Raw genomic sequence first — 25,616 nt, forward strand, 5'->3', positions numbered from 1 at the left:
ATTCGCAATTCAGCGAAGCGTTACAGACGTCCCAGATCGTTGACCAAGGCTAACAACATCACCCCGACCACCAAACTGATACCGATCTGTATCCCCCAACCTTGCACCCGATCCGACAAGGGGCGACCACGCACCCACTCGACCAGATAAAACAACAGATGCCCCCCATCCAATACTGGGATGGGCAGCAAATTCAGAACCCCCAGGCTAATACTCAGATAAGCCAGGAAATTCAGGAAATCCGCGACACCCGACTGGGCAGAAGCGCCCGCCACTTTAGCAATGGTTATCGGTCCACTCAAGTTTTTTACCGAGAGCTCGCCGAACAACATTTTCTTCAGGGATTCGAGGGTCAGCACACTCATGGTCCAGGTGCGTTTCGCAGCCTCGCCAATCGCCGCCACCGGCCCGTAACTGACCTCGCGCAGCATCGACGGCGGCCACTCCGGACTCTTCACCCCGGCGCCCAGGTAACCCCCGGCCGCCTTGGCTTCCCCACGCACCGACAGGGTCACGGGGACATCGATTTGAGCACCCTCGCGCTCAACTTTCAGCACAATTTTGGTATCAGGGCGTACACGCACCAGATCGACCACTTGCTGCCAATCGGCCAGCGCCTGACCATCAAGCGCCAACAAACGGTCGCCGGTTTTCAGGCCGGCCGCCTGGGCCGGACCTTTCGGGTCCAGCTCGGCGAGGACCGGCGGCAGGCTCGGACGCCACGGACGAATGCCCAGGGACTTGATCGGATCAGGCTCATCCGCGCCCTGGAGCCAACGGTCCAGCTTGAGCTCACGTGGCGATTCGGCCGTGGAGTCCTGCTCACGTACCACCACATTGATGGTGCCACTCTCCCCCAGGCGACGCACCAACTGCAGGTTGACCGCGCCCCAACCTGTGGTTGGCTCGCCATCAATCGCAACAATTTCCTGGCCGCTGGTCAAGCCAGCCCTGGCCGCAATACTGTCAGCCTCGACCGCACCGATGATCGGACGCAGTTGCTCGCTGCCCAGCATGGCCAAGACCCAGAAAAAAAACATCGCCAGCAGGAAGTTGGCGATCGGGCCGGCAGCAACGATGGCAATACGCTGACGAACGGTCTTGCGATTGAAGGATTGGTCCAGCTGATCGGCCGGCACTTCGCCTTCGCGCTCATCAAGCATCTTGACGTAGCCGCCCAGCGGAATCGCCGCGATCACGAACTCGGTGCCCTGGCGGTCATGCCAGCGCAGCAACGGCATGCCGAAACCGACGGAAAAGCGCAATACCTTGACGCCGCAACGACGCGCAACCCAGAAGTGGCCGAATTCGTGGAAGGTAACCAGCACGCCCAGAGCAACCAGGGTGCCGACAATCATGTAGAGCGCACTCATCTAATTTCTCCGCATTCCAATCCAGTGCCTGAAGGCTCAAACGCGCCCGCAGACTAACGCGCGTTGCGGTTCAACCATTGCTCGGCCAGGGCCCGCGCCTTTGCATCAGCCTCGAACACTGCCGCCAAATCATTTACAGCGACCACAGGCTCAAGACCCAGTACGTCCTCGATGATACTCGCGATCTGCGGAAAGCGGATGCGCCCACCAAGAAACGCCGCCACAGCCACTTCATTCGCCGCATTGAGCATCGCCGGCGCGCTGTTACCCGCCTCGGCCGCTTGCCGCGCCAGGCGCAGGCAAGGGAAACGCTGCTCGTCCGGTGCTTCGAAGTCCAGGCGGGCAATGGCAAACAGGTCCAACGGCGCCACGCCGGAATCGATCCGCTCAGGCCAGGCCAGGGCGTTGGCGATCGGCGTGCGCATATCGGGGTTACCCAGCTGCGCCAATACCGAACCGTCCACATAATCGACCAGGGAATGAATCACACTTTGTGGGTGAATCACCACCTCGACCTGATCAGGCCTGGCATCGAACAACCAGCACGCCTCGATCAACTCAAGGCCCTTGTTCATCATGCTCGCCGAGTCAACGGAGATCTTGCGCCCCATCGACCAGTTCGGATGGGCACACGCCTGGTCAGGCGAGACGTGCTCCAACTCGGCCAGCGGAGTCTGTCGGAACGGACCACCGGACGCAGTCAGCAGAATCCGGCGCACACCGACCTGGCTCAAGCCACGGGCAAAATCACCCGGCATGCACTGGAAGATTGCATTGTGCTCGCTGTCGAGCGGCAGCAACACAGCACCGCTCTTGCGCACCGCCTGCATAAAGAGTGTGCCGGACATCACCAGCGCCTCTTTATTGGCCAACAATATCTTCTTGCCGGCGTCGACAGCCGCCAAGGTTGGGCGCAGGCCCGCGGCACCCACGATGGCAGCCACAACGGTGTCTACCTCGGCATCCGCCGAGACCTGGCACAGCCCTTCCTCTGCGACCAACACCTCGGTCGCCAGGCCCGCGGCCCGCAGATCATCCTGCAAGCCTCGCGCGGCGACTGCCTCAGGCACCACGGCATAGCGAGGCGCATGGCGCACACACAGGGCCAGCAGCTCTGCCAAACGCGAGAAGCCGGTCAGGGCAAACACCTGGTAACGATCAGGATGACGAGCGATCACGTCCAGGGCGCTCAGCCCGACCGAGCCGGTGGCGCCCAGCACGGTCACCTGTTGCAGGCGGCTCACGAAGCGATCATCCACAACAGCACAGCAAAGATCGGAATAGCGGCGGTCAGGCTGTCAATACGATCCAGCACACCGCCGTGACCCGGCAGCAGGTTGCTGCTGTCCTTGATCCCAGCCTGGCGCTTGAACATGCTTTCAGTGAGATCACCCACCACCGAGATAAAGACGACGATGGCCGTACCCAGCAGGCCCAGGAAAATCTCCTTCACCGACCAGTCACGCACGAGGCCGACCACCAGCGTGATGACCAGCGTCAATGCCAGGCCGCCATACACGCCCTCCCAGCTTTTGCCGGGACTGACCGCCGGCGCCAGCTTGCGCTTGCCGAAGGCCCGACCGGAGAAGTAGGCACCAATATCGGCGCCCCACACCAATACCATTACCGCCAGAATCAGCCAATTACCGATGGGATAACGCTTGATCTCTACCAACCCCTGCCAGGCCGGCAGCAGGATCAGCAAACCGATCACCAGCTTGCAGGCAACGCTGGACCACTGGCTGCTGGTACGCGGATAGGTCAGCACCAGGAACGTCGCCAGTGCCCACCACAACACCGCTGCCCCCAGCACCCAGGGTGCGATGTCCGGCAGGATGTACATCAGGAACAGCAGAAGCGCCACGACAGCGGCGTACACCACCCGCGGCAGTTGAGCATTGAAACCCGCCAGGCGCGCCCATTCCCAGGCTCCCAGGGTCACGACCAGGCCGATAAACAGCGCAAAGCCGGAACCGTCGAGCAGGAAAAACCCACACAAGGCAATCGGCAGCAGGATCAGTGCTGTGATGATTCGTTGTTTAAGCATTTAAACCCGGGCTCCAGCTTCGATCTGCTCGCTCGTTTTACCAAAGCGACGCTGACGGGAAGCGAAATCGGCCAGCGCATTGCGCATGGCATCGTGTTTGAAGTCCGGCCAGAACAGGTCGGAGAAGTACAGCTCGGTGTAGGCCAATTGCCACAGGAGGAAATTGCTGATGCGGTGCTCGCCACCGGTACGGATGCACAAGTCAGGCAACGGCAGGTCGCCGGTCACCAGGCAGGTTTGCAACAGCTCGGGCGTGATGTCGTCCGGGCGCAGGTGACCGGCCTGTACTTCACGGGCCAAGCGTTGCGCGGCCTGGGCGATGTCCCACTGGCCGCCGTAATTGGCGGCGATCTGCAGCACAAACCGGCCGGAGCCGGCAGTAATGGCTTCAGCCTCGCGCATGGCCGCCTGCAACTCCGGATGGAACCGTGAGCGGTCACCAATGATTCGCAGGCTGATGTTGTTGTCGTTGAGGCGCTTGGCTTCGCGACGCAAAGCCTTGAAGAACAGGTCCATCAGGGCACTGACTTCATCGGCCGGGCGCTGCCAGTTTTCACTGGAGAAAGCAAAGAGGGTCAGTACCTCGACCTTGGCCTCGGCACACACCTCAATCACAGCCCGCACCGCATCGACACCCGCTTTATGCCCGGCAACACCCGGCATAAAGCGTTTTTTCGCCCAGCGATTATTCCCATCCATGATGATCGCGACGTGACGCGGCACCATAGAAGGTACAGTCTGCTTGGTCTTTTCCATGAAGGCGTCCTGACCCCTTATACGGCCATCAGGTCCTTTTCTTTTTCTTCCGTGGCCTTGGTGATCTGGGCCTCGGCATCTTTGGTCAGCTTGTCGATGTCAGCGACGGCACGACGCTCTTCGTCTTCGCTGATTTCCTTGTCCTTGACCAGCTTCTTCAGCTCACCCAGGGCATCGCGACGGATGTTACGCACCGCTACACGTGCATCTTCAGCGGCGCTGCGAGCCTGCTTGGTGAAGCCCTTACGGGTTTCTTCAGTCAGGGCCGGCATGGAGATCAACAGCAACTCGCCCAGGTTTGTCGGGTTGAGGTTCAGGCCGGCGCTCTGGATGGCCTTGTCGACAGCACCCAGCATGTTGCGCTCAAACGCTACGACCTGCAGGGTGCGCGAGTCTTTAACGGTAATGTTGGCGACGCTACTGATCGGTGTATCGGAACCGTAGTAAGGCACCATCACGCTACCCAGGATGCTCGGGTGCGCCTTGCCGGTGCGAATCTGGCCGAATGCGTGGCTCAGGGATTCCAGGGATTTTTGCATACGCGCCTGGGCGTCTTTCTTGATTTCGTTGATCATTGTTGGCCTTCCTCGATCAGAGTCCCTTCAGCGCCGCCGTGTACGATATTCAGCAGGGCGCCGGGCTTGTTCATGTTAAATACGCGCAGCGGCATCTTGTGGTCGCGGCACAGGCAAATAGCCGTCAGGTCCATCACACCCAGCTTGCGATCCAGCACTTCATCGTAGGTCAGATGATCGAACTTCTCGGCATGCGGGTCTTTGAATGGATCTGCAGTGTATACGCCATCGACCTTGGTCGCCTTCAGCACGACGTCGGCGTCGATTTCGATCGCGCGCAGGCACGCAGCCGAATCGGTGGTGAAGAACGGGTTACCCGTGCCGGCGGCAAAGATCACCACTTCCTTGGAGTTCAGGTGGCGCATGGCTTTGCGGCGATCATAGTGATCAGTCACGCCAACCATGGAAATAGCCGACATCACGATAGCCGAGATATTGGCACGCTCCAGGGCGTCGCGCATGGCCAGGGCGTTCATCACAGTAGCCAGCATGCCCATGTGGTCGCCAGTGACCCGATCCATACCCGCCGCACTCAGTGCCGCGCCGCGGAACAGGTTACCGCCACCAATCACCAGGCCGACCTGCACACCGATGCCAACCAATTGGCCGACTTCCAGCGCCATGCGGTCGAGCACCTTGGGATCGATCCCGAACTCTTCCGAGCCCATCAGGGCCTCGCCGCTGAGCTTGAGTAGAATGCGTTTATAGCGAGCCTGATAACCACTGCCCTGCTGAGCCATTGCGAATCTCTCCTGCGGCGTATTTTAAAAATTCTTGGCGAGCCGTTTACGGCTTGCGTTCACTCTAGCTGGACGCTCTCACAGCGCCATCGGAACACGGCTTTGTAAGCCAGTTCCGAAGGGAATCCAAATAAAATTGGCCTTCCCATTTGAAAAGAGGCTGCGCGCGTGAGCGGGCAGCCTCTTTCGGGCGACAGTTGAAAACTGTCTTATTGTTTGGCGGCAGCCAGCTGGGCAGCAACTTCTTCAGCGAAGTTGTCGACCGGCTTCTCGATGCCTTCGCCTACTTTGAAGTAAGTGAAGGAAACGATTTCTGCACCGGCTTTCTTGGCCAGTTCGCCAACCTTGATTTCAGGGTTCTTGACGAACGCCTGCTCAACCAGGCTTGCTTCGGCCAGGAACTTGCTGATACGGCCTTTGACCATGTTCTCAACAATGTTTTCTGGCTTGCCTTTGATTTTTTCTTCGTTCAGCTGCAGGAACACAGCTTTTTCACGCTCGATCGCTTCGGCAGAAACTTCCGAAGGCAGCAGGAACTCAGGGTTGCTGGCTGCTACGTGCATGGCGATGTCTTTGGCCAGCTCGACGTTGCCGCCTTTCAGGACAACTGCAACACCGATCTTGTTGCCGTGCAGGTAACCACCAACAACATCACCTTCAACGCGAACCAGGCGACGGATGTTGACGTTTTCGCCAACCTTGCCGACCAGTACCAGGCGAGCAGCTTCTTGAGCTTCGATCAGAGGCTCAACGGTAGTCAGCTTGTCAGCGAATGCTTTTTCAACGCTGGCAGCAACGAATGCCTTGAAGTCATCTTGCAGAGCCAGGAAGTCGGTCTGCGAGTTCACTTCCAGCAGAACGGCGGACTTGCCGTCTTCTTTCAGAGCGATCGCGCCTTCAGCAGCTACGTTGCCTGCTTTCTTGGCAGCCTTGATGGCGCCGGAAGCACGCATGTCATCAATGGCTTTTTCGATGTCGCCGTCAGCCTTTTCCAGGGCTTTCTTGCAATCCATCATGCCTTCGCCGGTACGCTCACGCAGTTCTTTAACCAACGCTGCAGTAATTGCTGCCATTTTCAAATTCCTCTTGGATAGGTTTTCAACCATTCCACCCGATCGAACGGGGGATCAATTCTTCCCGAACCACCTTTGTAGGCCGCTGCACGTTACAGATGATGTAGCTGCGCTGCCGACAAATGGTTTTCGAGGTGGCAAAAAGGGGGCCAAGCCCCCTTTTTGCTTACTGAGTCAACGCCAGGGCGTCAATTACTCAGCTGCGGCTACCGGAGCTTCTTCAACGAACTGCTCGGTACCACCAGCAACGTGGTTGCGACCACGGATTACAGCGTCAGCCATCGAACCCATGTACAGCTGGATAGCGCGGATTGCGTCATCGTTGCCTGGGATGATGTAGTCAACGCCTTCCGGGCTGCTGTTGGTATCGACTACGCCGATAACAGGGATGCCCAGCTTGTTGGCTTCGGTGATCGCGATGCGCTCGTGATCAACGTCGATAACGAACAGTGCGTCAGGCAGACCGCCCATGTCCTTGATACCACCCAGGGAACGATCGAGCTTTTCCAGGTCACGGGAGCGCATCAGCGCTTCTTTCTTGGTCAGCTTGGCGAAAGTACCGTCTTCGGCTTGTACTTCAAGGTCACGCAGACGCTTGATGGAAGCACGGATGGTTTTGAAGTTGGTCAGCATGCCGCCCAACCAGCGGTGATCGACGTACGGCGAACCGCAACGTGCTGCTTCTTCAGCAACGATCTTGCCAGCGGAACGCTTGGTGCCGACGAACAGAATCTTGTTTTTGCCCTGGGCCAGGCGCTCTACGAAAGTCAGAGCTTCGTTGAACATTGGCAGGGTTTTTTCAAGGTTGATGATGTGGATCTTGTTACGTGCGCCGAAAATGTATTTACCCATTTTCGGGTTCCAGTAACGGGTCTGGTGACCGAAGTGCACACCGGCCTTCAGCATATCGCGCATGTTGACTTGGGACATGATAGTTCCTTAATAAGTCGGGTTTGGCCTCCACGTATCCCAATGACCAACCAGCGGCATCAAGGCCTCCGGCACCCAGGTCATCGTGTCGACACGTGTGTGGATTTAAGCTTTGCGGGGTATCCCCGGAAAGCGGCGCATTTTATACCACAGCATCGACGAAAACGAAACCCGCAATCACATTTGCCGCCCAGCGCATTTACCCAAGCCCTTGAATAGAGCCAACATCACCCTACCTTATAGAGAGAAGCGATCATCAGGGGCTCATGATTTGACGCCAGCGTCTGTTAGAATCGCGTTTTTTGGGGCTTGTGCGAATTCTGTAACCTTTTGTCGCACGCCCGTGAACCGTATTGATTTCAGCGCGTCGCGCTAGAGAGAGCCTGTATGACCGTTAGTTTGAAAACCGCCGAAGACATTGCTGGCATGCGCATCGCCGGCAAACTGGCTGCCGACGTGCTGGAAATGATTGCAGAACACGTCAAGCCCGGCGTCACCACCGAAACCCTGAACCAGATCTGCCACGACTATATAGTCAACGTGCAGGGCGCCATCCCCGCGCCATTGAACTACAAGGGTTTCCCCAAGTCGATCTGCACCTCGGTCAACCACGTGGTCTGCCACGGGATTCCGGGCGACAAGCCGTTGAAGGACGGCGACACCCTGAACATCGACGTCACCGTGATCAAGGACCGCTACTTCGGCGACACCAGCCGCATGTTCCACGTCGGCACCGTGCCGGTCTGGGCCGAGCGCCTGTCCCAGGTCACCCAGGAATGCATGTACAAGGCCATCGAAATCGTCAAGCCAGGCTGCCGCCTGGGCGACATCGGTGAAGTGATCCAGAAGCACGCGGAAAAGAACGGCTTCTCGGTGGTCCGCGAATTCTGTGGCCACGGCATCGGCACTGTGTTCCACGAAGAACCGCAGATCCTGCACTACGGCCGCGCCGGCACCGGCATGGAACTGAAGGCCGGCATGACCTTCACCATCGAGCCGATGATCAACCAGGGCAAGGCCGACACCAAGGTACTGGGCGACGGCTGGACCGCCATTACCAAGGACCGCAAGCTCTCGGCCCAGTGGGAACACACCCTGCTGGTCACGGAAACCGGCTACGAGATCTTCACCCTGCGCGCCGACGACACGATCCCACGCGTTTCGGCTGCCGTTTAGGTATAAACAGGGTTGCTCAGGTTTTCCCACAGCGTGTTGTGACTGACTGAATAGATAGAAAGGAAAGCCGATCGATGCCCCAGGTGGATCCCGAACTCTTCGACCGTGGCCAGTTCCAGGCCGAACTGGCCCTGAAGGCAAGCCCCATTGCCGCTTTCAAGAAGGCGATCCGCCAGGCCCGCGAGGTGCTCGATGAGCGCTTTCGCAACGGTCGCGATATTCGCCGGCTGATCGAAGATCGCGCCTGGTTCGTCGACAACATCCTGCAAAAGGCCTGGGAGCAGTTCAACTGGAGCGAGGACGCCGACATCGCCCTGGTGGCCGTCGGCGGCTATGGTCGTGGGGAGCTGCACCCCTACTCCGACATCGATCTGCTGATCCTGCTGGACAGCGCCGACCATGAGATTTTTCGCGATTCCATCGAGCGCTTTCTGACGCTGCTGTGGGACATCGGCCTGGAAGTCGGCCAGAGCGTGCGCTCCGTCGACGAATGCGCCGAAGAGGCCCGCGCCGACCTCACCGTCATCACCAACCTGATGGAAAGCCGCACCATCGCCGGCCCCGAGCGCTTGCGCCAACGCATGCTCGAAGTCACCAGCACTGCGCACATGTGGCCGAGCAAGGATTTTTTCCTCGCCAAGCGCGCCGAACAGAAAGCCCGCCACCACAAGTACAACGACACCGAATACAACCTGGAACCCAACGTCAAAGGCTCGCCCGGCGGGCTGCGGGACATCCAGACGATTCTGTGGGTGGCCCGTCGCCAGTACGGCACCCTGAACCTGCGCGCCCTGGCTGGCGAAGGCTTCCTGGTAGAGAGCGAAAACGCCCTGCTGGCCTCGTCCCAGGAATTCCTGTGGAAAGTGCGCTACGCCCTGCACATGCTCGCCGGGCGCTCCGAAGACCGCCTGTTGTTCGACCATCAACGCTCCATCGCCACCCTGCTGGGCTTTGAGGGCGAGGACGCGAAGACCAGCATCGAAAGCTTCATGCAGCAGTACTACCGGGTGGTCATGAGCATTGCCCAGCTCAGCGACCTGATCATCCAGCACTTCGAAGAGGTGATCCTGGCTCCCGAAGACGAAGCGCCGCCGCAGCCGATCAATGCGCGCTTCCAGCTGCACGATGGCTATATCGAGGCCCGCAACGACAACGTGTTCCGGCGCACGCCGTTCGCCATGCTGGAAATCTTCGTGCTGATGGCCCAGCAGCCGGAAATCAAAGGCGTGCGCGCCGACACCATCCGCCTGCTGCGGGAGAACTGTCACCTGATCGACGATGAGTTCCGCAACGACATCCGCAACACCAGCCTGTTTATCGAGCTGTTCAAGTGCAAGATCGGCATCCACCGCAACCTGCGCCGGATGAACCGTTACGGCATCCTCGGGCGCTACCTGCCGGAGTTCGGTTTTATCGTCGGGCAGATGCAGCACGACCTGTTCCACATCTACACCGTGGACGCCCACACTCTGAACCTGATCAAGCACCTGCGTAAGTTGCAGTACACCCAGGTATCAGAGAAATTCCCGCTGGCCAGTAAGCTGATGGCCAAGCTGCCCAAGCCCGAACTGATCTACCTGGCCGGCCTGTACCATGACATCGGCAAAGGTCGGCATGGCGATCACTCGGAAGTCGGCGCCGTCGACGCCGAGGCGTTCTGCCAGCGCCACCAGTTGCCGCTGTGGGACAGCCGCCTGATCGTCTGGCTGGTACAAAACCACCTGGTGATGTCGACCACCGCCCAGCGCAAGGACTTGTCCGACCCGCAGGTGATCCACGATTTCGCTGGCATCGTCGGCGACGAAACCCGCCTCGACTACCTGTACGTGCTGACCGTCTCCGACATCAACGCCACCAACCCGACCCTGTGGAACTCCTGGCGCGCCAGCCTGTTGCGCCAGCTCTACACCGAGACCAAGCGTGCCTTGCGCCGCGGCCTGGAAAACCCGGTCGACCGCGAAGAACAGATCCGTCGCACCCAAAGCGCGGCGCTGGACATCCTGGTACGTGGTGGCAATGACCCGGACGACGTCGAGCAACTGTGGTCGCAACTGGGCGACGATTACTTCCTGCGCCACACCGCCGGCGACGTGGCCTGGCACAGTGACGCGATCCTGCAGCAGCCGGCCGATGGCGGCCCGCTGGTGTTGATCAAGGAAACCACCCAGCGCGAATTCGAAGGCGGTACGCAGATCTTCATCTACGCGCCGGACCAGCACGACTTCTTTGCCGTGACCGTGGCGGCCATGGACCAGCTCAACCTGAACATCCATGACGCGCGAGTGATCACCTCCAGCAGCCAGTTCACCCTCGACACCTACATCGTGCTCGACACCGAAGGCGAGTCCATCGGCGACAACCCGGCACGGGTGAAAAAAATCCGCGAAGGCCTGACCGAGGCCCTGCGCAACCCGGACGACTACCCGACCATCATCCAGCGCCGGGTGCCGCGCCAGCTCAAACACTTTGCGTTTGCGCCCCAGGTGACCATTTCCAACGACGCCCAGCGCCCGGTCACGGTGCTGGAGCTCAGCGCGCCGGACCGTCCAGGCCTGCTGGCACGCATCGGCGGGATATTCCTGGAGTTCGACCTGTCGCTGCAGAACGCCAAGATTGCGACCCTTGGTGAGCGCGTGGAAGACGTGTTCTTCATCACCGACGCCGACAACCAGCCGCTGTCCGACCCTGAGCTGTGCCTGCGCTTGCAGGAAGCCATCGTCCAGCAACTGAGCGTGCCCCAGGAGCCCGGCGTCGAACTGACGCGCCTGACCATTTGAATTGTTAACTTTGTGAACACGATCCCTGTGGGAGCTGGCTTGCCTGCGATGCGGGCGCCGCGGTGCAACAGATGACTGGCGGCGATGCGATCGCAGGCAAGCCAGCCCCCACAGGTTCGGTGCTCACCGTGATAGAGGCTTACATGAACAACGCCCTGAACCAGTTGCAACCCTACCCGTTCGAGAAACTGCGCGCCCTGCTCGGCAGCGTCACGCCGAACCCGGACAAGCGCCCGATTGCGCTGTCCATCGGCGAACCCAAGCACAAGTCCCCGGAATTCGTGGCCAAGGCCCTGGCCGACAACCTCGATCAGATGGCCGTCTACCCAACCACCCTGGGCATCCCGGCCCTGCGCGAGGCCATCGGCGCCTGGTGCGAACGCCGCTTCGACGTGCCCAAGGGCTGGCTCGACCCGGCACGCAATATCCTACCGGTCAACGGCACCCGTGAAGCGCTGTTCGCCTTCACCCAGACCGTGGTCAACCGTGGCGACGACGCGCTGGTGGTCAGCCCGAACCCGTTCTACCAGATCTACGAAGGTGCTGCGTTCCTGGCCGGGGCCAAGCCGCATTACCTGCCATGCCTGGATGCCAACGGCTTCAACCCGGACTTCGACGCCGTGACCCCGGACATCTGGAAACGCTGCCAGATCCTGTTCCTGTGCTCCCCCGGCAACCCGACCGGTGCGCTGATCCCGGTCGACACCCTGAAGAAGCTCATCGCCCTGGCCGACGAATACGACTTCGTGATCGCCGCCGACGAGTGCTACAGCGAGCTGTACTTCGACGAACAGACCCCGCCGCCGGGCCTGCTGAGCGCCTGCGTCGAACTCGGCCGCCAGGACTTCAAGCGTTGCGTGGTGTTCCACAGCCTGTCCAAGCGCTCCAACCTGCCGGGCCTGCGCTCGGGTTTCGTGGCCGGTGACGCCGACATCCTCAAGGCCTTCCTGCTGTACCGCACCTACCACGGTTGCGCGATGCCAGTGCAAACCCAACTGGCCAGCATTGCCGCCTGGCAGGACGAGGCCCACGTCTTGGCCAACCGTGACCTGTACCGCGAGAAGTTCGACGCGGTGCTGGCCATCCTCAAGCCAGTACTGGACGTACAAAGCCCGGACGGTGGTTTCTACCTGTGGCCGAATGTAAAGGGCGACGATGCCGCGTTCTGCCGTGACCTGTTCGTGGAAGAACACGTGACCGTGGTGCCAGGTTCTTACCTATCGCGGGAAGTGGACGGTTTCAACCCTGGCGCCGGGCGTGTGCGCCTAGCGCTGGTTGCACCGTTGGCGGAGTGTGTGGAAGCGGCGGAGCGGATTCGCGATTTCATTCAGCGTCGCAAGTAACCCTGTAATACCCGCACTGTGCAACGCAGTGCGGGGCATCCAGGCGCACGTCGAGACGGAGCACTTTGCTCACTGCACATGGAACCAGACTTCAGGACTTACCACCCAACGGAAGGACTCATAAACTGAATGGATGCTCTTGCCGGCCGACGACGGTCCTGGAACATTAATGATCAATAATCTCTCGCGCTACTCTTACAACATCCCCGCACTCCCATCCCCCCAAACAGCCGCCCCCGTGCTGATCAGGCACGAACGTGGCATTGCCTCGACCCAACACTTATGGCCCCAAGGCTCAACGCTTAATATTTCATTGTTCGACATGCCGGATAAAGCAAAAGAATACATAAAGAAAAATATTAATCTTTGGCAGCCTTATACAAACTTGAAGTTCAACTTTATCAACACCAATGACGGTGACATTCGAATATCGGGCAAAAATGACGGTACAGGCAATTGGTCGGTCATTGGCACACAGGCAAAACAAATGCCTCTGCACGAACCCACCCTGCACATCGACCTGGTGCAGACTGCCGATATGCTCAACCACTCAATACGGCACGAATTCGGGCACGCATTGGGGCTGTTGCATGAACACCAACATCCGGATAACGACATACAGTGGAACAAGGAAAAACTGTACTCGGAATCCGAAAGTCTTGGTCATACAAAAGAGGTCACCGACGAGAATTTTCTAAACCCTCCCGATTCGAGCACCACTCTCACATCAGCCTACGACTCAAAGTCAGTGATGCACTACAAAGTTCCGCCGCACGTAACAACCAATGGCGTCGGCGTGGATTTCAATGAGGATATATCGGAAGGCGATAAGCAATTTATCGCGCTCCTTTACCCACCCGCTTCCGTCGACAAACCAGTGATCCATTTATTGGCCGATTGATATTCAGCCAGGTGAGGACACCACGCCTGCACGCTGCCAGTAAGGTGCGAGGTATAGGATACTGACGGGTCATTTCAGCGAGCCCAGGTTCGCCTCGCTCATATCCAACTCGGCCAACACCTCCCGCAACACGTCATCACCAATCTGGTGATGACGGCTCAAGCTATACAACTCCAGGCGCTGCGCCCGCAGGGCCTTGAGGCGTAACTTGCGCTCAAGCAGGTCCATCTGGCGAGCCAGCGCCTGGGCTTCGGCGGAGTCGTTGAACACGTCCAACTGGTGGCGATACTCCGACATCAGGCGTGCCTTCAACTCAGCAGCAAGCGCGGCCTGGGCGGCGTCCTGGTTGTCGCTTTCCACAGGCTCTTCGGCTTCCAGGGCATGGATCGCGGCCACGGCGGTTTTCTTCCAGGCCTCGCGAACCTCGTTGTGGCGCTTCTCATCGGGGCTCTTTTCGACGCCGCGCAACAACAGCGGCAAGGCGATGCAGGCGGCGACCAGCGACAGCAGGATCACGCCAGCGGCGATAAAGATCAGCAAGTCGCGTTCAGGGAAGGCCTGGCCAGGCGCCAGCAGCAACGGCACCGACATTACACCCGCCAGGGTCACCGCCCCCCGCACACCGCCGACCGTCAGAAGCCAGCATGAGCGCGCGGTCGGCACCAGGGTCAGCTCACTTTTCCCACGCAGCCTGCGCAACAAACCCGACAGCCGCCAGATGCTCTGCACCCAGATAAATCGCAGCACCAGCAACACCAGGAAGATCGCGATCACGTCCAGGCAGCGATACAACAACGTCGGCCACAGCGTCGGCTCATGACTGACCACCGCCTTGATGATGTCCGGCAGTTGCAAGCCCAGCAGCAGGAAGATCAAGCCGTTGAAAGCAAACTCCAACAGCGACCAGACGCTGCGATTGAGCAAGCGCGTACTGGTCTGGCGCGGCAACAGGTCGAGCCAGCTTTGCATCATGCCCGCTGCCACCGCCGAGAGAATCCCCGATGCCCCCAAACGCTCAGCCAGCACATACGCGGCGAAGGGCAGCAGCAACATGAACACCACGTGAGTCGCCGGGTCGTCCCAACCCCGCGAGATCATCCACGCACGCAAGCGACCGACCAGCCAGCTCAACGCCACGCCAACGGCCAAGCCGCCGGCGGCCACCAACACAAACGTGAGGCCGGCATCCGCCAGGGAAAACACTCCGGTCAACGCCGCAGCCAGGGCGAACTTGAACGTCACCAGGCCCGAAGCATCATTCATCAAGGCCTCCCCCTGAAGCATATGCATCAACGGCGTGGGCAAACGATTCTGGGAAATGGCCGACACTGCCACGGCATCCGTCGGCGACAGCACTGCCGCCAGGGCGAAGGCCACAGGCAGTGGGATCGTAGGCAAAAGCCAATGAATGAAGTAACCGGCGCCGACCACGGTAAACAGCACCAGCCCCACCGCCAACGTCAGGATCGGCCCGCGCAGCCGCCACAACTCACGCTTGGGCATGCGCCAGCCATCGGAAAACAACAGCGGCGGCAGGAACAGAAACAGGAACAACTCCGGGTCAAGCGCCACATGCAACCCCAGCGTCGGCCAGGCCAGCAAGGCGCCTGCGCCGATCTGCACCAAGGGCAACGGCAAAGGGATGACACGCCCGACCAGACGCGAAACGCTGACCAGCATCAGCATGATTAGAACGGTATAGGCGGTTTGCATAACGCGGGGTTCCCGGACAATCGACTTGCTATGAAACACATAAGGCAATGCCGCGCCTTTGAAGTGCCATATTAGCCAGCTATGTTACCTGCCTCGGCTGCCGCCCGGCATTTGCACATAAGTCGCACGCTGGCATGACGAGCGGCACCACAGGCCGCCGGTCGTGGCATAATCCGTGACCTTGCGTTTTCATTGGTCCAAAGGGGGGCAATTCCTTGACCGTTTCAAGCAAAACCTTGCACCTTTTCGGCATCAAAGCCTGCGACACCATGAAAAAGGCGCGCACCTGGCTCGATGAGCACGGGGTGAGCTACGAGTTCCACGACTACAAAACGGCCGGTATCGACCGCGAACACTTGACCCAATGGTGCAATGAGCACGGTTGGCAGGTGGTTTTGAACCGTGCGGGCACCACCTTTCGCAAACTCGAAGACGAACGCAAAGCCGATCTCGATCAGTCGAAAGCCATTGAATTGATGCTCGCACAACCCTCGATGATCAAGCGCCCGGTGCTCGATCTCGGTGACAGAACCCTGATTGGCTTCAAGCCAGATAGCTATTCGGCGGCCCTCAAGTAGGCCAGCCCTTTCCATTTTTGTAGAGGTAACAGCATGTCCAATTCCCTGTTCAGCCTGGGCTTCGGCGTCGGCACTCAGAACCGCCAAGGTGCTTGGCTGGAAGTGTTTTACGCACAACCGCTGCTCAACCCGTCGGCAGAGATCGTCGCCGCCATCGCGCCGATCCTCGGCTACAGCGAAGGCAACCAGGCGATCACCTTCACCATCAGCCAGGCGCTGCAACTGGCCGATGCACTCAAGAACGTCGACGCCACCCAGGCTGCACTGCTCAATCGCCTGGCTGAAAGCCACACCCCGCTGGTCGCCACCCTGCTGGCCGAAGACGCCGCGCTGACCTCCACGCCTGAGGCCTACCTCAAGCTGCACCTGCTGTCCCATCGCCTGGTCAAGCCCCACGGCCTGAGCCTGGCCGGTGTGTTCCCGCAGCTGCCGAACGTGGCGTGGACCAGCCAGGGCGCGATCGATCTCGGCGAACTGCCAGAGCGCCAGCTGGAAGCCCGCCTGCGTGGCGAGCTGCTGGAAGTGTTCTCGGTGGACAAGTTCCCGAAAATGACCGACTACGTGGTCCCGACCGGCGTGCGTATCGCTGACGCCGCGCGGATCCGCCTCGGCGCCTACGTGGGCGAAGGCACCACCGTGATGCACGAAGGCTTCGTTAACTTCAACGCCGGCACCGAAGGCCCGGGCATGATCGAAGGCCGTGTGTCGGCTGGCGTGTTCGTCGGCAAGGGTTCCGACCTGGGCGGCGGTTGCTCCACCATGGGTACCCTGTCGGGCGGCGGCAACATCGTGATCAAGGTGGGCGAAGGCTGCCTGATCGGCGCGAACGCCGGTATCGGTATCCCGTTGGGCGACCGCAACACCGTGGAATCGGGCCTGTACGTCACCGCCGGGACCAAGGTCGCGCTGCTGGACGAGCAGAACCAACTGGTCAAGGTGGTCAAGGCACGTGATCTGGCCGGCCAGCCGGACCTGCTGTTCCGCCGCAACTCCGAGACCGGTGCCGTGGAGTGCAAAACCCACAAATCGGCCATCGAACTGAACGAAGCGCTGCACGCTCACAACTAAGCAGCCACTCGATGCCACTAGCGGGCCCCGACCCTGGGGCTCGCTTATACGAGTCTTGAACACCATGCTAGTGCCCTCTCCCTGGCGCGCCGATTTCCCGGCCATCGCCACCCTGCAACGGCAAGACCAGACCTACCTGGACAACGCCGCAACCACGCAAAAACCCCAGGCCTTGCTGGACGCCATCAGCCATTACTACGCCAATGGCGCAGCCAATGTGCACCGCGCCCAGCACCTGCCTGGGGCCCATGCGACCCAGGCATTCGAAGACAGCCGCAGCAAGGTCGCGCAGTGGCTGAACGCAGGCGACAGCGGGCAGATCGTCTTCACCCACGGCGCAACCTCTGCGCTGAACCTCTTGGCCTATGGCCTGGAGCATCTATTCAATGCGGGCGATGAGATTGTCATCAGCGCCCTGGAACACCACGCCAACCTGTTGCCCTGGCAGCAACTGGCCAAACGCCGCGCGCTGACGCTGGTGGTATTGCCACTGGGCGATGACGGCGTGATCGACCTCGCCGCCGCCAGTGAGTTGATCGGCCCGCGCACGCGCCTGCTGGCGGTGAGCCAGCTGTCCAACGTACTCGGCGCCTGGCAGCCGTTGGACGCCTTGCTCGCACTGGCCAAGGCCCATGGCGCCCTGAGCGTGGTGGACGGCGCCCAGGGCATCGTCCACGGCCGCCACGACGTGCAGGCCCTGGCTTGCGATTTCTACGTTTTCTCCAGCCACAAACTCTACGGCCCGGATGGCGTCGGCGTGTTGTTTGGCCGCAATGAAGCGCTGCATCACCTGCGCCACTGGCAGTTCGGCGGCGAGATGGTGCAACAGGCCGATTACCACAGCGCCAGCTTCCGTCCGGCGCCGCTGGGGTTTGAAGCCGGTACGCCGCCGATTGCAGGCGTGATCGGCCTGGGCGCCAGCCTGGATTACCTGAGTTCACTTCACGCCGACGCCGTGATCGCCCATGAAGCGGCCCTGCACGACTACCTGTTGCGCGGGCTCAAAGCACGCAACGGCGTACAGGTATTGGGATCGCCCCAGGTGGCCCTGGTCAGCTTCGTGGTCGAAGGCGTGCACAACGCTGATCTCGCCCACCTGCTGACTGAACAAGGTATTGCCGTGCGCGCCGGGCACCATTGCGCGATGCCGTTGCTCAAGGCGATGCACTTGTCGGGGGCAATCCGTGTATCGCTGGCGCTGTATAACGATTCCGACGATCTGGAGCGCTTTTTTGAAGCACTGGATCAGGCGCTGGATATGCTGCGATGAGCCTGCCGGTGGAGGCAGTCGCTGCACTGGAGGCCTTCCAGGCGGTAGGCAGTTGGGAACAGCGCGCGCGCATGCTGATGCAATGGGGCGAGCGTTTGCCGGCCCTGGCCGCGGAAGATAAAGTCGACGCCAACCTGGTGCAGGGCTGTGAAAGCCTGATGTGGTTGGTGGGGCGCTTGCAAGACGGGCATTGGCAGTTTGCTGCCGCCAGTGATGCACGGATGATTCGGGGACTGGTGGCGTTGCTGCTGGCGCGGGTGAATGGGTTGTCGGCCGTTGAACTGCAAGCCGTCGATCTGCACGACTGGTTCAATCAATTAGGACTCTCCCGCCAATTATCATCGTCGCGCAGCAATGGCTTGAATGCAGTGCTGCAGCGCATGCGAGAACTAAGCCGTACACAAGGCTAACTGTGGGAGCGGGCTTGCTCGCGAAAGCAGTGTGCCAGTCGATACATCATTGCCTGAACCAGCGCATTCGCGAGCAAGCCCGCTCCCACATTTTGAATTGTGCAAGGTTCTGGAACCTAGGCGGGTTTAACACGCTCTGAAGGCCTGCGCACCCCGGCCACAATCTTGTCCACGGCCTTGGTCGCCGCCACCATGCCGAACGTGGCCGTCACCATCATCACCGCCCCAAACCCACCGGCACAGTCCAGCTTCACCCCATCGCCGACAAAACTCTTCTGCAAACAGATGCTGCCATCCGGCTTGGGATAGCGCAGTTGCTCGGTGGAGAACACGCACGGCACGCTGTAGTGGCGGGTCACGGTGCGCGAGAAACCGTAGTCCCGACGCAAGGTCGAGCGCACTTTCGACGCCAGCGGGTCGTTGAACGTGCGGTTCAGGTCACACACCTGGATCAGCGTCGGGTCGATCTGCCCGCCGGCGCCGCCAGTGGTGATGATCTGGATCTTGCGGCGCTTGCACCAGGCGATCAGCGCCGCCTTGGCATTCACGGCATCGATGCAGTCGATCACGCAGTCGATGTTCGGCGTGATGTATTCGGCCATGGTGTCGCGGGTGACGAAGTCCGCCACCGCATGCACCACGCAATCCGGATTGATGCCGCGCAAGCGATCGGCCATCACCTCGACTTTGGGTTTGCCTACGGTGCTGTCCAGCGCATGCAACTGGCGGTTGCTGTTGCTGACGCACACGTCATCCAGGTCAAACAGCGAAATCTCGCCCACACCGCAACGGGCCATGGCTTCCGCCGCCCAGGAGCCCACGCCGCCGACGCCGACGATCGCCACATGGGCCGCTTTCAAGCGTTCCAGGCCTTCAATGCCATACAAGCGGGCGACGCCTGCAAACCGTGGATCTTCTGTACTCATGACCATTACCCCAAAAACCGGCGCGCATTATGGACTACAGAGCGACAAGTTCGAAGCGACAAGCTACAAGTAAAGAACTTAGATGGCCTTTCGCTGACTAACGTCCGGCTTTTCTCTGTCTGCTATACGCTCAGGGAAAGGCCGGTGTAGGATGCGCGCCGTTCGGCGCAGGCCGACACCTCTTTTCGTTCCACACCCTTTGGAACCCGACATAACCATGGCATCGCGTAAATTTGGACTCAATCTGGTGATCGTGCTGGCAATTGCCGCGCTGTTCACCGGCTTCTGGGCGCTGATCAACCGCCCGGTCACCGCTCCCAACTGGCCTGAACAGATCTCCGGTTTTTCCTACTCGCCGTTCCAGCAAGGCCAGTACCCACAGAAAAACCAGTTCCCAAGCGACGACGAGATGCGTCGTGACCTTGAGATCATGAGCAAGCTGACGGACAACATCCGTACCTACTCGGTGGACGGCACCCTGGGTGACATCCCCAAACTGGCCGAAGAGTTCGGCCTGCGGGTGACCCTGGGGATCTGGATCAGCCCCGACCTTGAACGCAACGAACGGGAAATCCAGCGCGCCATCGAAATCGCCAACAGCTCGCGCAGCGTGGTGCGGGTCGTGGTGGGTAACGAAGCCGTGTTCCGCAAGGACATCACTCCAGAAGCGCTGATCGTGCTGCTGGATCGGGTGCGCGCCGCCGTCAAAGTGCCGGTCACCACATCCGAGCAATGGGACATCTGGGAAAAGAACCCGCAACTGGCCAAGCACGTCGACCTGATCGCCGCGCACATCCTGCCGTTCTGGGAATACATTCCGATGGACAAGGCCGGCCAGTACGTACTCGACCGTGCCAAGGATCTGAAGAAGCTGTTCCCGAAAAAGCCGCTGCTGCTGTCGGAAGTTGGCTGGCCGAGTAACGGGCGCATGCGCGGTGGCAACGAAACGTCGCCGGCCGACCAGGCGATTTACCTGCGTACGCTGGTGAATAAGCTGAACCGCCAGGGCTACAACTACTTCGTGATCGAGGCCTTCGATCAGCCGTGGAAAGTCAGCGACGAAGGCTCGGCCGGTGCTTACTGGGGCGTATTCAACGGCGCGCGCCAGCAGAAATTCAACTTTGAAGGCCCGGTCGTCGCAATCCCGCAGTGGCGCGTACTCGCCATCGGTTCGGTGGTGCTCGCGCTGCTGTCCCTGACCCTGCTGATGATCGACGGCTCGGCGCTGCGCCAGCGGGGTCGGACCTTCCTGACCTTTATCGCGTTCCTGTGCGGTTCGGTGCTGGTGTGGATCGGTTACGACTACAGCCAGCAATACAGCACCTGGTTCAGTGTCACCGTTGGCATTCTCCTGGCCCTTGGCGCGCTGGGCGTGTTTATCGTGTTGCTGACCGAGGCCCACGAACTGGCGGAAGCGGTGTGGACCCACAAGCGCCGGCGTGAATTCCTGCCGGTTGAAGGGGATTCGGACTACCGCCCGAAAGTGTCGATCCACGTGCCCTGCTACAACGAGCCGCCGGAGATGGTCAAACAGACCCTCGACGCCCTGGCCGCCCTCGATTACCCGGACTACGAAGTCCTGATCATCGACAACAACACCAAGGACCCGGCCGTCTGGGAGCCGGTACGCGACTACTGCGAAACCCTCGGCCCGCGCTTCAAGTTCTTCCACGTCGCGCCCCTGGCCGGTTTCAAGGGTGGCGCGTTGAACTACTTGATCCCGCACACCGCCAAGGATGCCGAAGTGATCGCGGTGATCGACTCCGATTACTGCGTATCGCCGAACTGGCTCAAGCACATGGTGCCGCACTTCGCCGACCCGAAAATCGCGGTGGTGCAGTCGCCGCAGGATTACCGCGACCAGAACGAAAGCACCTTCAAGAAGCTCTGCTACGCGGAATACAAGGGCTTCTTCCATATCGGCATGGTCACCCGCAACGACCGTGACGCGATCATCCAGCACGGCACCATGACCATGACCCGTCGCTCGGTGCTCGAAGAACTCGGCTGGGCCGACTGGTGCATTTGTGAAGATGCCGAACTCGGCCTACGGGTGTTCGAGAAAGGCCTGTCGGCAGCGTATTACCACGACAGCTACGGCAAGGGCTTGATGCCGGATACCTTTATCGACTTCAAGAAACAGCGTTTCCGCTGGGCCTATGGTGCAATCCAGATCATCAAGCGCCACACCGCAAGCCTCTTGCGTGGCAAGGGCACCGAGCTGACCCGTGGCCAGCGTTACCACTTCCTCGCGGGCTGGTTGCCGTGGGTGGCGGACGGCATGAACATCTTCTTCACCGTCGGCGCGCTGTTGTGGTCGGCGGCGATGATCATCGTGCCGACGCGGGTCGACCCGCCGCTGCTGATTTTCGCGATTCCGCCGTTGGCGCTGTTCGTGTTCAAGGTGGGCAAGATCATCTTCCTGTACCGCCGTGCCGTAGGCGTGAACCTCAAGGACGCGTTCTGCGCAGCATTGGCCGGCCTGGCGTTGTCCCACACCATCGCCAAGGCGGTGCTGTATGGCTTCTTCACCAGCAGTATTCCGTTCTTTCGTACACCGAAAAACGCGGATAACCACGGCTTCTGGGTAGCGATTTCCGAAGCCCGCGAAGAAATGTTCATCATGCTGCTGTTGTGGGGTGCCGCACTGGGGATCTATCTGGTGCAAGGCCTGCCGAGCAATGACATGCGCTTCTGGGTGGTGATGCTGCTGGTACAGTCGCTGCCGTACGTGGCGGCGCTGATCATGGCGTTCCTGTCGTCGTTGCCGAAACCTTCGGCAGCCGTGGAGCCCGCGCCAGCTGCGTAAAAACTTGCGCAATGCACTAAACGGCGGCCTCTGGCCGCCGTTTTGCTATAAGATAACGGCCGTTTTGCAAGACTTGGCCTGCACCAGTGCTTCATGTGAAAGCAGGTCTATGTGGGAGCGGGCTTGCTCGCGAATGCGGTGTGTCAGCCACACATGAATTGACTGACCCACCGCATTCGCGAGCAAGCCCGCTCCCACATTGGATCTGCGCCAGTTTAAGGTCCTCATACGTCCTGCGCCCATTACACGCTTCCCGGAGTTTTCCCATGACGGCCCATGCCGACCTTTCGCCGACCCTTCAACTTGCCATCGACCTGATCCGTCGCCCCTCTGTGACGCCGATCGACGCCGATTGCCAGAAGCTGATGATGCAGCGCCTGGGCGACGCCGGTTTTGCGCTTGAGCCGATGCGTATTGAAGACGTGGACAACTTCTGGGCCACCCATGGCAAGCACGATGGCCCGGTGCTGTGCTTTGCCGGTCACACCGACGTGGTGCCGACCGGCCCGGTGCAGGCCTGGCAGAACGACCCGTTCGACGCGCTGATCGATGACAACGGCATGCTCTGCGGCCGTGGCGCAGCGGACATGAAAGGCAGCCTGGCCGCGATGCTCGTCGCGTCCGAGCGTTTTGTCGCCGACTACCCGGACCACAAGGGCTCGGTCGCCTTCCTGATCACCAGCGATGAAGAAGGCCCGGCGCACCACGGCACCAAGGCCGTGATCGAACGCCTGGCCGCACGCAAGGAACGCCTGGACTGGTGCATCGTCGGCGAACCGTCGAGCACAACGCTGGTGGGTGACGTGGTCAAGAACGGCCGTCGCGGCTCCCTCGGCGCCACCCTGACCGTGCGCGGCGTACAAGGCCACGTGGCCTACCCACACCTGGCGAAGAACCCGATCCACCTGGCCGCTCCGGCCCTGGCTGAACTGGCCGCCGAGCATTGGGACGACGGCAACACCTTCTTCCCGCCGACCAGCTTCCAGATTTCCAACCTGAATTCCGGCACCGGCGCGACCAACGTGATCCCGGGCGACCTGACGGCGGTGTTCAACTTCCGCTTCTCCACCGAATCCACCGTCGAAGGTCTGCAGCAGCGGGTCGCGCAGATTCTCGACAAGCATGGCCTGGACTGGCACGTGGAGTGGGCGCTGTCGGGCCTGCCGTTCCTCACCGAGCCGGGCGCGCTGCTGGATGCGGTATCCGCGAGCATCAAGGCGATCACCGGGCGTGAGACCCAGGCGTCCACCAGCGGTGGCACCTCCGATGGGCGTTTCATCGCCACCCTCGGTACCCAGGTGGTCGAACTGGGCCCGGTCAACGCGACGATCCACCAGGTCAACGAGCGCATTCTGGCCAGCGACCTCGACGTGCTGACCGAAATCTACTACCAGACCCTGATCAAGTTGCTCGCCTGATGCTGGCCTGCCCCATTTGCAGTGCGCCGCTCAACGCGGTCGACAATGGCGTCGCATGCCCCGCCGGGCACCGTTTCGACCGCGCACGCCAGGGTTACCTGAACCTGTTGCCGGTGCAGCACAAAAACAGCCGCGACCCGGGCGATAACCTCGCCATGGTCGAGGCGCGCCGCGACTTCCTCAACGCCGGCCATTACGCGCCGGTCGCCAGGCGCCTGGCCGAACTGGCCGCTGAGCGCGCCCCGGCGCGCTGGGTGGACATCGGCTGCGGCGAGGGTTACTACACCGCGCAAATCGCCGACGCCCTGCCCCGCGCCGACGGCTATGCGCTGGACATATCCAAGGAAGCGGTCAAGCGTGCGTGCAAACGCAACCCGGCGCTGACCTGGTTGATCGCCAGCATGGCCCGCGTGCCCTTGGCGTCAGGCAGTTGCCAATTCCTCGCCAGCGTATTCAGCCCGCTGGACTGGGAAGAGGCCAAGCGCCTGCTGAGCCCCGGCGGCGGCTTGATGAAAGTCGGCCCGACCAGCGGTCACCTGATGGAACTGCGCGAGCGTCTTTACGACGAGGTGCGTGAGTACACCGACGACAAACACCTGGCCCTGGTGCCGGAAGGCATGAGCCTGGCGCACAGCGAAACCCTCGAGTTCACGCTGAGCCTGGCGCAACCCCAGGACCGCGCCAACCTGCTGGCCATGACACCCCATGGCTGGCGCGCCAGTGCCGAACGCCGCAGCGACGTGATCGAGGCCGCCGAGCCGCTGATCGTCACCGTGTCGATGCGCTACGACTATTTCGTGCTTCAATAACCGACTTTTCCGCGAATGGATTTTTTAAATCCCGCAACGAGGAACATCCATGCGCCAACCCGATATCGAGATTTACCTGAAGGACGCCGACGTCGACTACAAGGCTATCGCCGCCTGGCTGGGCGCCGCCCTGGGCCCGTGCACCGACTGGGTCCAGAAAGGCCAGACCTACAAGTGCAAGGCCGGTAACGTGCCTGTCACCTGGCTGCCGAAGGCTGTAGGCAAATGGAACAGCCTGTACCTGGAAAGCGACCAGACCCCGTGGGACGACGACATCGCCTGCGCCCGCGCTGCATTTGCTGCGCTGAACGTCGAAGTGCGTTGCGCACCGGGTACGTGGGTTGAGGAAGAAGGCGAAGAAAGCGCCGACACCTGGATTCGTATCAGCGCGGACGGTGAAGAACAGATCACCTGGAAAACTGCATAGAAAGCCGAATTGTGAACCCAATCAAATGTGGGAGCGGGCTTGCTCGCGAAAGCGGTGGATCAGTCAACATCTCTTGTGACTGACACACCGCTTTCGCGAGCAAGCCCGCTCCCACATGGGTTCAGCGATGTAACAAAAATCAGGTTACAGGCCCACCACATCCTCCGCCTGCAAGCCCTTCTCGCCGGTCACCACGGCGTATTCCACCTGCTGGCCCTCGGCCAACGAACGATGGCCTTCACCGCGAATGGCGCGGTAGTGCACAAACACATCCTTGCCATCATCCCGCTGAATAAACCCGTAACCCTTTGCATCGTTGAACCACTTCACATTGCCGGTTTCGCGCGTTGTCATCTGTCTTCCTCCCATATGCTTTTTATTGTTGAGTCGGTCGCATTGAACTGCCGAGTATAAGACAGGTTCAAAAACCATCAACTCAAGTTTACTTCGCGGCTTTTTTGCCGATTTTCGGCGAATACGGCACACTACCCGCCCGA

The 25,616-nt window shown here is 60.5% G+C and carries 23 protein-coding genes; 12 read left to right on the top strand and 11 right to left on the bottom strand.

Going from position 1 to position 25,616, the window contains the following annotated elements:
• Nucleotides 1–20 precede the first annotated feature (20 nt).
• The 8 genes from rseP to rpsB all read right to left on the bottom strand — a co-directional run bounded on the left by rseP (nucleotide 21) and on the right by rpsB (nucleotide 7,494).
• Nucleotides 21–1,373: a sigma E protease regulator RseP gene (rseP, locus tag LIY36_RS12800; protein WP_226455872.1), complete on the bottom strand. Its 1,353-nt coding sequence runs from the start codon at nucleotides 1,371–1,373 to the stop codon at nucleotides 21–23.
• A gap of 53 nt (nucleotides 1,374–1,426) precedes the next feature.
• Nucleotides 1,427–2,617, bottom strand: coding sequence for a 1-deoxy-D-xylulose-5-phosphate reductoisomerase (gene ispC, locus LIY36_RS12805; RefSeq protein ID WP_226455873.1), 1,191 nt, complete (start codon nucleotides 2,615–2,617; stop codon nucleotides 1,427–1,429).
• Nucleotides 2,614–3,420: a phosphatidate cytidylyltransferase gene (locus LIY36_RS12810; RefSeq protein ID WP_226455874.1), complete on the bottom strand. Its 807-nt coding sequence runs from the start codon at nucleotides 3,418–3,420 to the stop codon at nucleotides 2,614–2,616. The genes ispC and LIY36_RS12810 overlap by 4 nt, the downstream gene beginning before the upstream one ends.
• A complete protein-coding gene (gene uppS / locus LIY36_RS12815) occupies nucleotides 3,421–4,176 on the bottom strand; it encodes a polyprenyl diphosphate synthase (protein WP_226455875.1) in 756 nt (251 codons plus the stop codon).
• Nucleotides 4,177–4,193: 17 nt separating this feature from the next.
• On the bottom strand, nucleotides 4,194–4,751 hold the full coding sequence (frr, locus tag LIY36_RS12820) for a ribosome recycling factor (RefSeq protein WP_192299353.1): 558 nt from the start codon (nucleotides 4,749–4,751) through the stop codon (nucleotides 4,194–4,196).
• Nucleotides 4,748–5,491, bottom strand: coding sequence for a UMP kinase (pyrH, locus tag LIY36_RS12825; RefSeq protein WP_003189161.1), 744 nt, complete (start codon nucleotides 5,489–5,491; stop codon nucleotides 4,748–4,750). Before pyrH ends, frr begins: the two co-directional genes overlap by 4 nt.
• A gap of 209 nt (nucleotides 5,492–5,700) precedes the next feature.
• Nucleotides 5,701–6,564 (bottom strand): translation elongation factor Ts, encoded by an 864-nt coding sequence (gene tsf / locus LIY36_RS12830; RefSeq protein ID WP_017739118.1) that lies wholly within the window; start codon nucleotides 6,562–6,564, stop codon nucleotides 5,701–5,703.
• A gap of 192 nt (nucleotides 6,565–6,756) precedes the next feature.
• Complete coding sequence (gene rpsB / locus LIY36_RS12835) at nucleotides 6,757–7,494, bottom strand: 30S ribosomal protein S2 (protein ID WP_003189158.1); 738 nt, start codon at nucleotides 7,492–7,494, stop codon at nucleotides 6,757–6,759.
• Nucleotides 7,495–7,881: 387 nt separating this feature from the next.
• Between rpsB and map the strand changes: the two genes are divergently transcribed.
• The 4 genes from map to LIY36_RS12855 all read left to right on the top strand — a co-directional run bounded on the left by map (nucleotide 7,882) and on the right by LIY36_RS12855 (nucleotide 13,691).
• Complete coding sequence (gene map, locus LIY36_RS12840; RefSeq protein ID WP_135287993.1) at nucleotides 7,882–8,670, top strand: type I methionyl aminopeptidase; 789 nt, start codon at nucleotides 7,882–7,884, stop codon at nucleotides 8,668–8,670.
• Nucleotides 8,671–8,744: 74 nt separating this feature from the next.
• Nucleotides 8,745–11,447 (top strand): [protein-PII] uridylyltransferase, encoded by a 2,703-nt coding sequence (locus LIY36_RS12845; RefSeq protein WP_226455876.1) that lies wholly within the window; start codon nucleotides 8,745–8,747, stop codon nucleotides 11,445–11,447.
• Between the two features lie 143 nt (nucleotides 11,448–11,590).
• Nucleotides 11,591–12,790: a succinyldiaminopimelate transaminase gene (gene dapC / locus LIY36_RS12850; RefSeq protein WP_226455877.1), complete on the top strand. Its 1,200-nt coding sequence runs from the start codon at nucleotides 11,591–11,593 to the stop codon at nucleotides 12,788–12,790.
• A 169-nt stretch (nucleotides 12,791–12,959) separates the two neighbouring features.
• The gene (locus tag LIY36_RS12855) at nucleotides 12,960–13,691 is read left to right on the top strand and encodes a M12 family metallopeptidase (protein WP_226455878.1); all 732 of its coding nucleotides are present in this window, start codon (nucleotides 12,960–12,962) and stop codon (nucleotides 13,689–13,691) included.
• Nucleotides 13,692–13,760: 69 nt separating this feature from the next.
• Here the strand turns inward: LIY36_RS12855 and LIY36_RS12860 are convergent, their stop codons facing one another.
• Nucleotides 13,761–15,404, bottom strand: coding sequence for a Na+/H+ antiporter (locus LIY36_RS12860; RefSeq protein ID WP_226455879.1), 1,644 nt, complete (start codon nucleotides 15,402–15,404; stop codon nucleotides 13,761–13,763).
• Nucleotides 15,405–15,619: 215 nt separating this feature from the next.
• Here LIY36_RS12860 and LIY36_RS12865 point away from each other — a divergent pair, with 215 nt between their 5' ends.
• The 4 genes from LIY36_RS12865 (at nucleotide 15,620) to LIY36_RS12880 (ending at nucleotide 18,730) form a co-directional block, all read left to right on the top strand.
• On the top strand, nucleotides 15,620–15,982 hold the full coding sequence (locus LIY36_RS12865) for an ArsC family reductase (protein WP_065903097.1): 363 nt from the start codon (nucleotides 15,620–15,622) through the stop codon (nucleotides 15,980–15,982).
• A 33-nt stretch (nucleotides 15,983–16,015) separates the two neighbouring features.
• A complete protein-coding gene (gene dapD / locus LIY36_RS12870; RefSeq protein ID WP_226455880.1) occupies nucleotides 16,016–17,050 on the top strand; it encodes a 2,3,4,5-tetrahydropyridine-2,6-dicarboxylate N-succinyltransferase in 1,035 nt (344 codons plus the stop codon).
• Nucleotides 17,051–17,114: 64 nt separating this feature from the next.
• Nucleotides 17,115–18,320 carry an aminotransferase class V-fold PLP-dependent enzyme gene (locus LIY36_RS12875; RefSeq protein ID WP_226455881.1) on the top strand — a complete coding sequence of 402 codons (1,206 nt, stop codon included), beginning with the start codon at nucleotides 17,115–17,117 and terminating at the stop codon, nucleotides 18,318–18,320.
• Nucleotides 18,317–18,730: a SufE family protein gene (locus LIY36_RS12880; RefSeq protein ID WP_226455882.1), complete on the top strand. Its 414-nt coding sequence runs from the start codon at nucleotides 18,317–18,319 to the stop codon at nucleotides 18,728–18,730. The genes LIY36_RS12875 and LIY36_RS12880 overlap by 4 nt, the downstream gene beginning before the upstream one ends.
• Before the next feature lie 116 nt (nucleotides 18,731–18,846).
• Here LIY36_RS12880 and tcdA read toward each other — a convergent pair whose 3' ends face one another.
• Complete coding sequence (gene tcdA, locus LIY36_RS12885; protein WP_370694889.1) at nucleotides 18,847–19,656, bottom strand: tRNA cyclic N6-threonylcarbamoyladenosine(37) synthase TcdA; 810 nt, start codon at nucleotides 19,654–19,656, stop codon at nucleotides 18,847–18,849.
• 217 nt (nucleotides 19,657–19,873) lie between these two features.
• Here tcdA and LIY36_RS12890 point away from each other — a divergent pair, with 217 nt between their 5' ends.
• The 4 genes from LIY36_RS12890 (at nucleotide 19,874) to LIY36_RS12905 (ending at nucleotide 25,119) form a co-directional block, all read left to right on the top strand.
• On the top strand, nucleotides 19,874–22,465 hold the full coding sequence (locus LIY36_RS12890; RefSeq protein ID WP_192299361.1) for a glycosyltransferase: 2,592 nt from the start codon (nucleotides 19,874–19,876) through the stop codon (nucleotides 22,463–22,465).
• A 266-nt stretch (nucleotides 22,466–22,731) separates the two neighbouring features.
• On the top strand, nucleotides 22,732–23,883 hold the full coding sequence (gene dapE / locus LIY36_RS12895) for a succinyl-diaminopimelate desuccinylase (RefSeq protein WP_058425298.1): 1,152 nt from the start codon (nucleotides 22,732–22,734) through the stop codon (nucleotides 23,881–23,883).
• The gene (locus LIY36_RS12900) at nucleotides 23,883–24,692 is read left to right on the top strand and encodes a putative RNA methyltransferase (RefSeq protein ID WP_226455883.1); all 810 of its coding nucleotides are present in this window, start codon (nucleotides 23,883–23,885) and stop codon (nucleotides 24,690–24,692) included. The genes dapE and LIY36_RS12900 overlap by 1 nt, the downstream gene beginning before the upstream one ends.
• 49 nt (nucleotides 24,693–24,741) lie before the next feature.
• The gene (locus tag LIY36_RS12905; protein ID WP_078731861.1) at nucleotides 24,742–25,119 is read left to right on the top strand and encodes a hypothetical protein; all 378 of its coding nucleotides are present in this window, start codon (nucleotides 24,742–24,744) and stop codon (nucleotides 25,117–25,119) included.
• Nucleotides 25,120–25,263: 144 nt separating this feature from the next.
• Here the strand turns inward: LIY36_RS12905 and LIY36_RS12910 are convergent, their stop codons facing one another.
• Nucleotides 25,264–25,473, bottom strand: a complete 210-nt coding sequence (locus tag LIY36_RS12910; protein WP_226455884.1) for a cold-shock protein — start codon at nucleotides 25,471–25,473, stop codon at nucleotides 25,264–25,266.
• Nucleotides 25,474–25,616: the final 143 nt, after the last annotated feature.

This window comes from Pseudomonas sp. AF03-9 (genome assembly GCF_020515815.1).
Classification (GTDB): Bacteria; Pseudomonadota; Gammaproteobacteria; order Pseudomonadales; family Pseudomonadaceae; genus Aquipseudomonas.

What these genes read in the sequence shown, in the direction of transcription:
- rseP (WP_226455872.1), bottom strand. Translation starts at nt 1,373, where the DNA reads ATGAGTGCGCTCTACATGATTGTCGGCACCCTGGTTGCTCTGGGCGTG.
- LIY36_RS12810 (WP_226455874.1), bottom strand. Translation starts at nt 3,420, where the DNA reads ATGCTTAAACAACGAATCATCACAGCACTGATCCTGCTGCCGATTGCC.
- uppS (WP_226455875.1), bottom strand. Translation starts at nt 4,176, where the DNA reads ATGGAAAAGACCAAGCAGACTGTACCTTCTATGGTGCCGCGTCACGTC.
- frr (WP_192299353.1), bottom strand. Translation starts at nt 4,751, where the DNA reads ATGATCAACGAAATCAAGAAAGACGCCCAGGCGCGTATGCAAAAATCC.
- pyrH (WP_003189161.1), bottom strand. Translation starts at nt 5,491, where the DNA reads ATGGCTCAGCAGGGCAGTGGTTATCAGGCTCGCTATAAACGCATTCTA.
- tsf (WP_017739118.1), bottom strand. Translation starts at nt 6,564, where the DNA reads ATGGCAGCAATTACTGCAGCGTTGGTTAAAGAACTGCGTGAGCGTACC.
- rpsB (WP_003189158.1), bottom strand. Translation starts at nt 7,494, where the DNA reads ATGTCCCAAGTCAACATGCGCGATATGCTGAAGGCCGGTGTGCACTTC.
- map (WP_135287993.1), top strand. Translation starts at nt 7,882, where the DNA reads ATGACCGTTAGTTTGAAAACCGCCGAAGACATTGCTGGCATGCGCATC.
- LIY36_RS12845 (WP_226455876.1), top strand. Translation starts at nt 8,745, where the DNA reads ATGCCCCAGGTGGATCCCGAACTCTTCGACCGTGGCCAGTTCCAGGCC.
- dapC (WP_226455877.1), top strand. Translation starts at nt 11,591, where the DNA reads ATGAACAACGCCCTGAACCAGTTGCAACCCTACCCGTTCGAGAAACTG.
- LIY36_RS12855 (WP_226455878.1), top strand. Translation starts at nt 12,960, where the DNA reads ATGATCAATAATCTCTCGCGCTACTCTTACAACATCCCCGCACTCCCA.
- LIY36_RS12860 (WP_226455879.1), bottom strand. Translation starts at nt 15,404, where the DNA reads ATGCAAACCGCCTATACCGTTCTAATCATGCTGATGCTGGTCAGCGTT.
- dapD (WP_226455880.1), top strand. Translation starts at nt 16,016, where the DNA reads ATGTCCAATTCCCTGTTCAGCCTGGGCTTCGGCGTCGGCACTCAGAAC.
- LIY36_RS12875 (WP_226455881.1), top strand. Translation starts at nt 17,115, where the DNA reads ATGCTAGTGCCCTCTCCCTGGCGCGCCGATTTCCCGGCCATCGCCACC.
- LIY36_RS12880 (WP_226455882.1), top strand. Translation starts at nt 18,317, where the DNA reads ATGAGCCTGCCGGTGGAGGCAGTCGCTGCACTGGAGGCCTTCCAGGCG.
- tcdA (WP_370694889.1), bottom strand. Translation starts at nt 19,656, where the DNA reads ATGAGTACAGAAGATCCACGGTTTGCAGGCGTCGCCCGCTTGTATGGC.
- LIY36_RS12890 (WP_192299361.1), top strand. Translation starts at nt 19,874, where the DNA reads ATGGCATCGCGTAAATTTGGACTCAATCTGGTGATCGTGCTGGCAATT.
- dapE (WP_058425298.1), top strand. Translation starts at nt 22,732, where the DNA reads ATGACGGCCCATGCCGACCTTTCGCCGACCCTTCAACTTGCCATCGAC.
- LIY36_RS12900 (WP_226455883.1), top strand. Translation starts at nt 23,883, where the DNA reads ATGCTGGCCTGCCCCATTTGCAGTGCGCCGCTCAACGCGGTCGACAAT.
- LIY36_RS12905 (WP_078731861.1), top strand. Translation starts at nt 24,742, where the DNA reads ATGCGCCAACCCGATATCGAGATTTACCTGAAGGACGCCGACGTCGAC.
- LIY36_RS12910 (WP_226455884.1), bottom strand. Translation starts at nt 25,473, where the DNA reads ATGACAACGCGCGAAACCGGCAATGTGAAGTGGTTCAACGATGCAAAG.